Annotated in this window: 8 protein-coding genes; 2 read left to right on the forward strand and 6 right to left on the reverse strand. The window is 49.5% G+C overall.

Translation table 11 applies throughout. The features are described from left to right. Window positions 1-152 precede the first annotated feature (152 nt). On the forward strand, window positions 153-1,556 hold the full coding sequence (locus tag Q0Z70_RS08350; RefSeq protein WP_298073636.1) for an alkaline phosphatase: 1,404 nt from the start codon (window positions 153-155) through the stop codon (window positions 1,554-1,556). Between the two features lie 450 nt (window positions 1,557-2,006). On the opposite strand, the gene secDF is transcribed toward Q0Z70_RS08350, so the two are convergent. The 6 genes from secDF to Q0Z70_RS08380 form a co-directional block, all read right to left on the reverse strand. After that, on the reverse strand, window positions 2,007-5,003 hold the full coding sequence (secDF, locus tag Q0Z70_RS08355; protein ID WP_298073637.1) for a protein translocase subunit SecDF: 2,997 nt from the start codon (window positions 5,001-5,003) through the stop codon (window positions 2,007-2,009). A 132-nt stretch (window positions 5,004-5,135) separates the two neighbouring features. Next, window positions 5,136-6,239, reverse strand: a complete 1,104-nt coding sequence (locus Q0Z70_RS08360; RefSeq protein WP_298073638.1) for an endonuclease/exonuclease/phosphatase family protein — start codon at window positions 6,237-6,239, stop codon at window positions 5,136-5,138. A gap of 9 nt (window positions 6,240-6,248) precedes the next feature. Then, window positions 6,249-7,139, reverse strand: coding sequence for a rhomboid family intramembrane serine protease (locus Q0Z70_RS08365; protein ID WP_298073639.1), 891 nt, complete (start codon window positions 7,137-7,139; stop codon window positions 6,249-6,251). Next, on the reverse strand, window positions 7,120-7,854 hold the full coding sequence (locus Q0Z70_RS08370) for a rhomboid family intramembrane serine protease (RefSeq protein WP_298073640.1): 735 nt from the start codon (window positions 7,852-7,854) through the stop codon (window positions 7,120-7,122). Before Q0Z70_RS08370 ends, Q0Z70_RS08365 begins: the two co-directional genes overlap by 20 nt. 175 nt (window positions 7,855-8,029) lie before the next feature. After that, window positions 8,030-8,971 carry a hypothetical protein gene (locus Q0Z70_RS08375; protein WP_298073641.1) on the reverse strand — a complete coding sequence of 314 codons (942 nt, stop codon included), beginning with the start codon at window positions 8,969-8,971 and terminating at the stop codon, window positions 8,030-8,032. 11 nt (window positions 8,972-8,982) lie between these two features. After that, the gene (locus tag Q0Z70_RS08380; protein WP_298073642.1) at window positions 8,983-10,389 is read right to left on the reverse strand and encodes an MBOAT family O-acyltransferase; all 1,407 of its coding nucleotides are present in this window, start codon (window positions 10,387-10,389) and stop codon (window positions 8,983-8,985) included. Window positions 10,390-10,834: 445 nt separating this feature from the next. Here Q0Z70_RS08380 and argS point away from each other — a divergent pair, with 445 nt between their 5' ends. Beyond that, window positions 10,835-12,655, forward strand: a complete 1,821-nt coding sequence (gene argS, locus Q0Z70_RS08385) for an arginine--tRNA ligase (protein WP_298073643.1) — start codon at window positions 10,835-10,837, stop codon at window positions 12,653-12,655. The last annotated feature ends 131 nt before the right edge of the window (window positions 12,656-12,786 follow it).

Below are 12,786 nucleotides of genomic sequence, written 5' to 3' on the forward strand. Positions count from 1 at the left end.
GACTAACCTTGCTGAACTGTAATAAATAATTTATTTTTGTCCAATAACTGTAACGGTTATTCAGGACTAGTCAAATCTTCATTTTCTGACGGAGGAGATTTCTTATCTTTGTCCAATCAAAAAGACAATATCCATTTAAATATAGTATCATTATGAAGAGATTGACTTATTTGTTACTGCTTGTCTTGGTGGCAAGTATGACGTATGCCCAGCAGGCCAAGTATGTATTCTTCTTTATCGGTGACGGTATGGGAGTAAATCAGGTGAATACCACTGAAATGTTTCGGGCTGAAATGGAAGATGGCCGTATCGGTACGCAGAAGCTTTTGTTCGGTTCGTTCCCGGCTGCCGGCATTGCTACATCTTATTCTGCCACCAATTCGGTGACCGACTCTTCGGCAGGCGGCACGGCGTTGGCTACAGGCTCGAAGACCTATAACGGTGCCATCGGTGTAGGAGTTGATAAAGAACCTTTGGAGAGTGTGGCTTACCAAGCTAAAAAGAGCGGGAAGAAAGTCGGTATTGTTACAACTGTCAGTGTAGACCATGCTACACCGGCCGCCTTTTATGCCCATCAGCCCAGCCGCAGCATGTATTACGAGATTGCTTTGGAACTGCCTAAGAGCGGTTTCGATTTCTTTGCCGGTGCCGGTTTCTTGAAGCCGACAACGACTTATGATAAGCAGGAGGCTCCTTCTATCTATCCTATCATGGAAGAGGCCGGTTATACCATTGCGCGTGGGTCGAAAGAGTATGACGAAAAAGCTGCTTCTGCCAAAAAAATGGTATTTCTCCAAGCCGAAGGAACTCCAGCCGATTGTCTGCCTTATGCCATCGACCGCAAAGACGATGATTTGACTTTAGCGGATATTACGGAAAATGCAATTGATTTTCTGACGAGGGATAATAAAAAAGGCTTCTTCCTGATGTTGGAAGGCGGTAAAATCGACTGGGCTTGCCACAGCAACGACCCGGCTACGGTAGTAAAGGAAGTAATCGACATGGACAATGCGATTCGTGTGGCATACGAGTTCTATCAGAAACATCCGAAAGAAACCCTGATTGTCATTTCTGCTGACCATGAAACAGGCGGCTTGGGTATGGGTACCGGAACATACACGCTGAACCTGAAAGCATTGGATTATCAGAAGCAGTCTGTTGATTTGTTGTCGCGTGCCATAACCGATTTGCGCAAAGCTAAAGGCAACAAGGTAACATGGGAAGAAATGAAGACCTTGTTAACGGAGCGTATGGGCTTTTGGAAAGAATTGAAGCTGACTTGGGAGCAAGAGAGATTGCTGCGCGACGAGTTCGAAGATTCGTTTATAAAGAGTAAAGTCGTTTTTGAAGAAAGCCTTTATTCCAGGACTGAGCCTTTGGCAGCAGCAGCCAAGAAAGTAATGAGCCAGATAGCCCACATAGGATGGACCAGCGGAAGTCATACGGCTGAATATGTTCCTGTTTATGCCATTGGTGCCGGTTCCCAATTATTTATGGGTAAAATGGATAATACGGACATTCCTAAGCGCATAGCCAAAGCCGGAGGATATAAATAACATCAATAATTAATTATCTTGTTTCATGTAACACTGCATGTTCCTGAAAGAGAAATCCATCAGGAAAACATGCAGTGTTTTTTGTTGTTACAGGTTCTACTTTCGGTGTTACATTCCCGTTATTGTAACAGGTTGTTATTCAGACTCTAATCAGTTTATTTTAGTTTGCCAAAAATAAACTGTCAGTTCAAAGGTGTTAAACTGCCGGTTCAAAGGGAGTGAACTATCAGTATAAAGGGAGTGAACTGCCGGTTTAAAGGGGTTGTACTGTCGCCATGAAGCGTGTCTTCACGCTGCAAAGCCGTTGCTGTGTTTTCTACAAAACGCCTGCATCGCAGCGTCAGGATGCAGTTATCAAGAAATCCGTCCGTCCCGTTTTCGGTAGCCATAAAAAAACGGAGGCGCTCTGTCCGAGCGTCCCCGTTCCTATTAATTGTCAGAAAAGACGGTTTATTTCTTGGTTTCTCCAACCGGTTCGGCAGCATTCTTCTTGATCAGCGAGTAAGCGATCGGAGAAGCGACGAACAGTGAAGACATCGTACCGAATACCACACCCAAAATCATGGCAAAGGCGAAGCTGCGGATAGAGTCACCGCCGAGGATGAAGATACACAGCAATACAATCAACGTACTCAGTGAAGTATTGATGGTACGGGCCAGTGTCGTGTTCAATGAGTCATTGAACAGCTGGTACTTGCCACGCTTCGGATACAGACCGAAGAACTCGCGTACACGGTCGAAGATAACCACCTTATCGTTGATAGAGTAACCGATAGCTGTCAGGATGGCTCCAATGAATGTCTGGTCGATTTCCAACGAGAACGGCAGAATACCCCAGAACATGGAGTAGGCACCCAGAATGACGATGGTGTCACAGCAGAGAGCGGCTACGGAACCGATACTGTAGGCGATATTGCGGAAGCGGAGCAGGATGTACAGACCGATTACGATCACAGCCAGCACGATAGACCAAATAGCCGATACCTTGATGTCGTCTGCAATACTCGGACCTACTTTCTGCGAGCTGATGATACTACCACCTGTGTGGTTCTCGCGGTCGATGAAAGTTTCCAGCGAGATGTTCTGTGTCAGCAGCGGCTTCAGTGTCTCGTACAGGTAAGCTTCGATTTCAGAGTCAACGTTGTCGCTTTCTTCGTCGATGCGGTAGTTGGTGCTGATACGTACCGTCTTGCCGTCCGTGCCGATGGCGATGACACTCACATTGGCGTCGCCGAAACGGCTGGAAATCAGTTCACGAACCTGTTCGGGTTCTATCTCCTTTTCGAACTGTACCTTAAAGTTACGTCCACCGGTGAAGTCGATGCTTTGGCTCAGACCGCGTGTGAAGAGGAAGCCCAAGCAAACCACGATGGCAATAGCAGTCGTGGTGAGCCACATCTTGTTGCGTCCCATGAAGTTGAAGTGAACGTTCTGCATCAGGTTCTTGGAGATGCCGGTGTGGAAGCTCAGGTTCAGCCACTTGTCCTTGTTCATAAAGTATTCGTAAACCAGTCGGGTCATAAATACGGCGGTGAAGAACGAGCTCAGGATGCCGATAATCAGCGTTGTGGCAAAACCGCGGATAGGACCTGTACCGAAGTTGAACAGGATGATACCCGTCAGGATAGAAGTCAGGTTCGAGTCGAAGATTGCCGAGAAAGCGTTGGAGTAGCCGTCTGCCAAAGCTTTCTTCACGCCCTTGCCTGCGCGAAGCTCTTCTTTTGTACGTTCATAGATCAACACGTTGGCATCCACAGCCATACCCAGTGACAGCACCATACCGGCGATACCGGACATGGTCAGTGCGGCCTGGAATGATGAAAGGATACCCAATGTGAAGAACATGTTCAGCACAAGGGCGCCGTTGGCAACCATACCCGGAATGAAACCATACATGGAGCACATGTAAATCATCAGCAGTACCAGCGCCACGATGAATGAGATGACACCGGCATTGATGGAAGCCTGACCCAGCGACGGACCTACGATGTCTTCCTGAACGATGTGTGCCGGAGCGGGCATCTTACCGGATTTCAGCACGTTGGCCAAGTCTTTGGCTTCTTCGGGAGTGAAGTGGCCGGTAATTTGTGAGTTACCGCCGGCGATTTCACTCGATACGGTCGGAGCGGAATATACGTAATCGTCCAATACGATGGCGATGCAGCCTCGCGTGACAGCCACTTTCTTGGTCAGCTGTGCCCAGCGGCGTGCACCGTCGGTATTCATGGACATGCTTACACAAGGCTTGCCATATTGGTCGAAGTCATCCTTGGCGTCCACAATCACGTCGCCTTCCAGCGGAGCGCGGTTGTTGCGTTCCGTCGAGCGGATGGCATACAATTCGAAAGTTTGTTTTTTCGGATCGAAAGCTGCCGCCGATACACCCCACTTCAGGCGGAGATCTTTCGGAAGCTCGGCTCGTATTTCAGGCATAGCCAGATAGCGGTTGACCTCAGCCGTATCCTTAGCCAGTGCATAGGCTGCAATCGGACCTACGTTGGGGTTCACTTGCAGGACGGCAAGCAGCGGATGGTCTTTCTTATACTGAGCCAGGTCGGCTTGCTGTGCAGCGGTGTTTTCTCCTTTCAGCGCAGCGGCAAGGCTGTCAGTGGTACTTGTAGCAGCAACGGCAGCAGTGGTGTCAACAGCAGCGGCAGTGTCGGTCGTGTCGTTGGCGGCCAGCAGGCTGCGTAACTTGGCGTCGGCCGACTGCATATAAGGTGCTATTTCGTTGGCGTTGTAAGTTTCCCAGAATTCCAGATTTGCAGAACCTTGTAACAATTTTCTTACACGTTCAGGCTCTTTGATACCTGGAAGTTCCACCATGATACGTCCCATTTTGTCTTCCAGACTTTGGATATTGGGCTGAACCACACCGAAGCGGTCGATACGGGTGCGAAGCACATTATATGAGTTGTCTACAGCGGCTTTTACTTCTTCGCGCAGTACCTTTTCCACTTCTGCGTCAGTCGACTTCTGATTGACTTTGTCTTTCAGTTGCTGGGTAGCGAACAGCTGTGCGAGCGGAGCGTTCGGGGCCAGACGGTGATACTCTCTGATGAAAAGCGTGATGACGTCATCTTGGCTGGTAGTAGCCTGCCGGGCAGCCGTAGCCAATGCCTGGTTGAAGGTTTCATCAGACTTGTTGTCTGCCAGTGCCTTGATAACCTCGGGTACGGAAACTTCCAGGATGACGTTCATACCACCCTTCAGGTCCAGACCCAAACTGATTTCCATCTCTCTACAATCTTTCAGGCTCCAGTTCCATAACCAAACCTTTTCATTGGCCAATGAGTCCAAGAAGCTTTGTTCCACCCTCGGGTCTCCGTTTGCTATCTCCCGTGCCTTGTTTGTGTAGTGGCGGGTCACAAAAGAAAACGATAAGTAGAACACGCATACCAAGGTCAGCAGTATGGCAAAAGCCTTTACAAATCCTTTGTTTTGCATGTTAGTTTTAGTTTATTATGATTACTTTTTTTATTAATTGCTACGCGTTTACAAGGCTGCAAATATAGCTCTTTTTTCACAATATATTACTTCATGGCCTTATTTTTTTAAATCTCAGAAGCCTTGACGCCGTTATTTCTCTTTGAAAGTGAAGTAACACCAGATGGGATAGTGGTCAGAATCTTTAATGCTTTTGTCCACTGTGCAGTTGTAGGTTTGCAGGTTCTTACTAGTCAGAATATGGTCGATGCGGAAATAGAACTTGTTCTGATTGTACGAAATGCCCAACCCTCGCCCCGATTGGGTGAAAGCATCGTTCAGCCCTTGGCAGGCTACGCGGTGGGTGTACGAGATGGGGGTATCGTTGAAGTCGCCGCAGACGATGACAGTGGGATGTTTCGACTGTTCGACAGCCTGAGCGATGGCATCGGCTTGCGGGGCCCGCAGGGCTGAGGCTTCGGCCAGTTTTTCTAATAACAGGCGTGCACCGCTTTCCACTTTATCGCGTTGGGGAGATTCCAGCATGTCTTCGTAGACGACCTTGTCTTCTTTGGTCAGTTTGTTCGATTCCAAATGGTTGTTGATAAGGGTCAGGGTGTCTTTTCCTATCTTCAGTTCATAGACGACCGAACCGTTGTTGTTGCTTTTGTAATCCAGCTTGCGGGCGGACAGGATGGGGTATTTGGAATAGCAGGCGATGCGATTCGCATTAGCTTGCGGATTTCCCAGTTTGTCGATACGGTGGTAAGGATAGTCTTTCAGGGCGCAATCAATATCTGTCTGGGTCAGATACTGTTTTGAGTTGGATGTAGCATATTCCTGCAGGCACAGGATGTCAGCTCCGCTCTCTTGCAGATAGAAGAGTATCGGGTTTTTCCCGTCTTTCTTGATACATCCGTCGAAGCCCATGATATTGTAGGAAAGTATTTTCAGGCTTCCTTCCGGCAGGTGGCCCGTATGGAAATTGACGGGTATGTAGGTGCGTATCTGCGGATAAGCCAGCAGTATTCCGGCCAATGGCAATAGAGCCACTTTGTAGTGCCGTATGATCAGCCAGAAAAATAAAAAGCAGATGTTTGCCACCAGGAAGATAGGGAAAGCCAAGCCTAAGCAGGAATGCAGCGGATGTGCGACGGGTTGTATATAAGGGCTGTAGGCCGTGAGCAGAAATACCGCTGTAAAACCGGCATTCACGGCTCCGATTGTGAATGTTGCGACATTTCGGAGAAGTTTCATGTGCGTTGTTTATCTTTTGCTGGCATCGAACAGGTTTTTCTTTTCTTCAGCCGTCAGACTTTCGTATCCCGATTTCTTCAGCTTGTCCAGGATGCGGTCTATTTCGTCTGACCGGCTTTTCTTCCGTGCGTTGTATTCGTAGTCTTTCTGACGGTTTCCGCCATAGTTTATCTTCATCTTCGGCTTGCGGGGACGGGGGCTGAAGATTCCTTCCATGCCATCCAGCAATCGGTTAATCCATGCGGTGATGTCTCTCCCTTTGCTCAGGGAAGCTGCGAACCACAAGCCCGCCAATGCGCCGCCAAGATGGGAAATGTGCCCTCCGGCATTGTTGGAAGTGATGAAAAGCAAGTCCATGCCGATGACAATCAGGGCCAGGTATTTCAGCCGAACGGTGCCGAACAGAAAGAGTTGTATCGGATAGTTGGGCTCTCTATACGCTGTAGCGGCGACAATGGCCAGTACCGATGCCGATGCTCCAAGCAGGAAGGAGCCTTCTATCATGTATTGGAAATAGGGGAAGACATTGTAAGACACCATATAGAGCAACCCTCCGCAGATACCTCCCAGCAGATAGACGCCACGCAGGTGCTTGGCAGAGAAGAATTGCAGGAACAGGGTTCCGAACCAATAGAGCCACAGCATGTTGAACAGGATATGCAGCAGTCCCGCATGCATGAACATGTAGGTCAGAATTGTCCAGGGCTGCATCAGGAAGCGGCTGAACGAAGCAGGAAGTTCCAGCCAGCCGAGCCGGCCGCCCAATGAGTGGTTGAACAGTTGGAGCAGAATACCGACCAGCGTGACTGCGACAAAGACGGCAACGTTGATGTAGACCAACCGCAGGCAGATATTGCCCCTGCGGAACTTTTCTTTCAGTTCAGTTATAATAGCAGTCATTTCCTCTGTTTTTGTTTCTCCAGTACATAATCAAAAGGAAGCCGAAAATCATTCCACCCAGATGGGCAAAGTGGGCCACATTGTCGCCGGCACTATTGGCCAGTCCCGAATACAGTTCTATCAGCGCGTAGCCTATGACGAAATACTTGGCCTTGATGGGGAAAGGCAAGGGGAAGATGAACATGGGCTGATTGGGAAACAGCATGCCGAAGCCCAGCAGGATGGCATATACCGCACCCGAAGCCCCTACCGTAGATGAGTTCAGCACCAGATTCAGGCCGGCCATTGCAGGATCTACGAAATTCATGTTCGATTGCAATGCTTTGGAGCCTTGCTCGAAAACGGCCTGGACGGCCTCCGGACTCATGCCCGATTCGATGGTGAAGTAGCGGACGGCTGTTACGGCTTCCTGTATCAGTCCGGCGCCCATCCCGCAAATCATGTAGTAGGCCAAAAAACGTTTGGGCCCCCATACCTGCTCCAGAATACGCCCGAACATCCATACGGCGAACATATTGAAGAACACATGCGTGAAACCGGCGTGCATAAACATGTAGGTGACGAGCTGGCCGACATTGAAGCGGTCGGATAGTACAAAATGCAGTCCCAGATAATCGGCAAGATTTATTCCATAGCCGTCGGCTACGAATGTACCGAGAAGCATCAGCACATTAATAATCAGCAGGTTTTTGGTAACTGTCGGAATGTTGTTCATATAGAATTCATTTGATTTATCAGGGCTGCAAAAATAGTGAAAGACGGGCGGAGAGACAAACGAAAAGCAATGTTTTTCAAGTTCGGCTATTCCGGCCTGCCGCCTATTTTCACGCCACAAAAGTACGAATAAATTCTATTATGCAACAGGATAAGCGTGTCTTGTTGATTCTTTTTCAGTTTTCAGCCTGTTTTTCGTCTCTTATCGGTCGAATGGAGTTTATGTAACGTTTCAAATCGTGAGCGAAGATAGATGTGTACACACGGGCCCCCTTATCCCACAAATGTTCGTTATCTCTAAAATATTCGGGATGGTCTAAAAACAGCCCTTGCGTGTGATAATCAAAGAATGGTATTCCGTTTTCTTTCGCCACATCCTTTAACACATCATACAAATCTGCGTCAGCTTCGCTATAAATCGGAGATACCGTGAACACGAGCGCAATATGATGGCTTTTACATAGCGTGATGAACCTCCTTAGGTATTGCAATTTCAAGGTATCTATATTTTCAGATTTATGGGCTTTATCTAATCTATCAAGGACAAACATTGGCTGTGGCAGAGGTCGATAACCCGATTCGGCGTTTTGCTGTTTATTTACGAGTAACCCACCTATGTTAGATACGGCTTTGGCATTGTAGCGATAAAGATGGCAAAGGCGGTAAGGCCAGTAATTTCCGGCTTCTCGAAATATAGAGTCGGCTCTTTCGCTTCTCCCGATATAGGGAGCAAAGAAACTTGTTGTGTTAAAAGAATCGTCAGAAACAGTGTAATCGCTTGTCATCAGTTCCAAGCAAATCATCTTCGGACTATGATGCAATAAAATCAGATTCAAGGCAAAGTAATGGGCATAAATACAATTACTGGCATCAATGCCTCCATTGTAAACACTCATATCAATGGAATCTGCCAATATAGAAGATACATAATGGAAGTTACAACGTGAGGTTCCCATCAGGACAACATCCGCATCCACTTCATTTGCTAAATATTTTAGTTTTGGCCCCGACATGTCATGCGTATGTTGGTTTACCCACCACATGATTTGTCCGCCAATTCTGTCTACTGCAAACAGGGCTGCAAAAACAAACAAAAGACTCGTTAATAATTTCTTCATTTTCAAACAGATTAAAATTGGAAATAGATGAACTGGTCGCCATTCAATACTCCCAGAAGGATGATGAATACTATCATACCTACTATATACATGTGCCGGACTATCCAAACCGGAGACTCCGATATACGGATTTTCAAGCCATATTCATCAATGATTTCTTTCATGAATACTACGGTCAGTGCTAAAGCAATGGCACAAAAAGTGACTCCCTCTATCTTAGAAGGTATCGCCAAATCTGTAAAGATACCTTTTATCATCAGGAAAGCATCCGAAACGGTGTTTGCCCGGAAAAAGATCCAGGCCAGACAGAGAATACAGAATGTAAACCCCCAATGAATGATTTTTTCCTGCATTTTCCATTGTTTCTTGTTCCACCCCAGTCGCTTTTCGATACATTGCAGTCCCCCGTGTATCGCTCCCCATATAATGAACGTCCAGTTCGCGCCATGCCATATCCCACTCACTATAAATGTTGTCATAATATTGGAGTAGCATCGTGCGCTGCCCTTGCGATTTCCTCCCATAGGTATATAGACATAATCTCTAAACCAGGTTGATAATGAAATGTGCCAACGCCTCCAAAATTCAGTGACGGTGGCAGCGAAATAGGGCCTTCTGAAATTTTCCTTTAAATCAAATCCCATCACTTTAGCGGCTCCGATGGCTGTCAGCGAATATCCCGCGAAGTCTCCATAAATTTGAAAGGAGAAGAACAGCGAAGCCAACAAGAATGAACCTCCATTGTGATAGGGCACATTGTTGAATATGGTGTCGACATAAAGAGCGCAACGGTCTGCAAGCACCAATTTTAAGAAATATCCCCAAAGCATAAGACGAATGCCTGCCATCACATTCTCATAGGAAAAGGCATGTTTTTGCTTGAATTGCGGCAGCAGATTTGTAGAACGTTCTATAGGCCCGGCGACGAGCTGGGGGAAAAACGATACAAACAGTGCGTAAGTAAAGAAGTTCTTTTCAATGGGGGTATTGCCTCTATACACGTCAATGGAATAACCTAACGCCTGGAAGATATAGAACGAAATCCCGACAGGCAGGAGGAGCGTGAATTCGGGCATTTGTACGGACATTCCCCAGCGTGCCAGCAAGTCGCTTATGTTTTCTGCCGCAAAATTGTAGTACTTGAACAGGAAAAGGATGCCGAGATTGAGCACCAGACTGCCGGTCAGCCACAGGCGTTTTTCACGCCGCCGGGTGCTATGCCCGATTCCGAGTGCGGCCAGGTAGGTAATGACGGTACTTGTCAGGAGAAGCAGCGCATAGGCCGGTTCCCAGTTCATGTAGAAGTAGTAACTTGCCCCAAGCAGAAACAGATTGCGCGCCCTTAAAGAAGGCAGACAGAAGTAGACGACGCACACGACGGGGAAGAAGAGCAGAAAGTGTAATGAATTAAAAAGCATCTTGTATAGTATTGTTTTAGTTCTAAAATCGTTACTTATTTAAGCCACGAATCGTGAACTGCCAATACTCACTCTAACTTGAAGGTCCTAGGAAAACCTGTAACACAGATATGGATATAGCAGTTCACGCTATCGCGCGTGAGAACCACTATGCTATCCCTTGTGTTACTGCTTGCGAATTTCCTAGGTTCTCAAGTTACAAGATAAGCATAACGCTTCTTAACTTTCTAACATGTCTCGGACAGGGTTTCCCCCATCCGGCTGCAAAGGTAGAAAAAATGTTTCGACAATCACTTGTTTTGTAACGAATTTCTTCACCCGCCGCCCAATTTCCCGTTTGGCGCTTCTCCCGGCGCTTCGGCGGTAAAAAGCCGAAAACAATGTTTGCATCTTTTGTACTTCTCCCGGTTTGCACTATCTTTGCAAGCCGAAAGAATCAGAAATTATGGATATACAACAGAAACTCGCAGCGTCCGTCGTCGGCGGACTGAAAGCACTCTACGGGCAGGAGGTGCCCGCCGCACAGGTGCAGTTGCAGAAAACAAAGAAAGAATTTGAAGGACATCTGACGTTGGTCGTGTTCCCCTTCCTCCGCATGTCGAAGAAGGGGCCCGAACAGACGGCACGGGAAATCGGCGAATACCTGCTGGCCAACGAACCTTCGCTCGTGGCGGGGTTCAACGTCATCAAGGGGTTCCTGAACCTCACCGTCGCATCGTCGGCATGGATCGGGCTGCTCAACGACATCCAGGCCGACCCGCACTACGGACTGACCGAGGCGACGGAACACGCGCCGCTGGTGATGATCGAGTATTCGTCGCCCAACACCAACAAGCCCCTCCACCTGGGACACGTGCGCAACAACCTGCTGGGCAACGCCCTGGCCAACATCATCGCCGCCAACGGCAACCGCGTGGTGAAGACCAACATCGTGAACGACCGGGGCATCCACATCTGCAAGTCCATGCTGGCGTGGCTGAAGTACGGCAACGGCGAGACGCCGGAGTCGAGCGGCAAGAAGGGCGACCACCTCATCGGCGACTACTACGTGGCTTTCGACAAGCACTTCAAGGCCGAAGTGAAGGAACTGACGGCCAGGTACCGCGCCGAAGGCCTGAGCGAGGAAGAAGCCGGAGCGAAGGCCGAAGCCGAGTCGCCCCTGATGAAGGAAGCCCGCGAGATGCTCGTGAAGTGGGAGGCAGGCGATGCCGAAGTGCGCGCCCTGTGGCAGAAGATGAACGACTGGGTATATGCCGGCTTCGACGAGACCTACCGGATGATGGGCGTCGGCTTCGACAAGATATACTACGAATCGGACACCTATCTGGAAGGCCGGAAGAAGGTGCTCGAAGGACTGGAGAAAGGCCTCTTCTACCGCAAGGAAGACGGCTCCGTGTGGGCCGACCTCACGGGCGAAGGCCTCGACCACAAACTGCTGCTCCGCGCCGACGGCACGTCGGTCTACATGACGCAGGACATCGGCACGGCCGAACAGCGCTTCTCCGACTACCCCATCGACAAGATGATTTACGTGGTGGGCAACGAGCAGAACTACCACTTCCAGGTGCTCTCCATCCTACTCGACCGGCTGGGCTTCGAGTGGGGCAAGAGCCTGGTGCACTTCTCCTACGGCATGGTGGAACTGCCCGAAGGCAGGATGAAGAGCCGCGAAGGTACGGTGGTCGATGCCGACGACCTGATAAAAGAGATGATCGACACCGCCCGCGAAACCGGCGGCGAACTGGGCAAGCTGGACGGCCTGACGCCGGCCGAGGCCGACGACATCGCCCGCATCGTGGGACTGGGGGCGCTGAAGTACTTCATCCTGAAGGTGGACGCCCGCAAGAACATGACGTTCAACCCCAAGGAATCCATCGACTTCAACGGAAACACCGGCCCCTTCATCCAGTACACCTACGCCCGCATCCGCTCCGTCCTGCGCAAGGCGGCCGAGGCCGGCATCGCCATCCCCGCACAGCTTCATACGGGCATCGAACTGAGCACGAAGGAGGAAGGCCTGATTCAGATGCTGGCCGACTTCTCCGGCGTGGTGAAGCAGGCGGGCGAAGACTACAGCCCCTCCGTCGTCGCCAACTACTGCTACGACGTGGTGAAGGAGTACAACCAGTTCTACCACGACTTCAGCATCCTGCGCGAAACGGATGCCGCCGTCAGGGAGTTCCGCCTCGCCCTCTCGCGCGAGGTGGGCAAGGTCGTCCGCCTGGGCATGGGCCTGCTGGGCATCGAAGTTCCCGAACGGATGTAGCCGCAGGGCCAGGCCGACCGTTTTTCCCGGCAGGGGAGCGTACCGTCCGGTACGCTCCCCTGCGTGGTGTATGGCAACATATTTTAGCGCAATCGGGGGGGGCAAATTATTTACCGCCGAAAGTTGTCGAT

Origin of the sequence: uncultured Bacteroides sp. (assembly GCF_947632445.1) — a bacterium.
GTDB lineage: Bacteria > Bacteroidota > Bacteroidia > Bacteroidales > Bacteroidaceae > Bacteroides.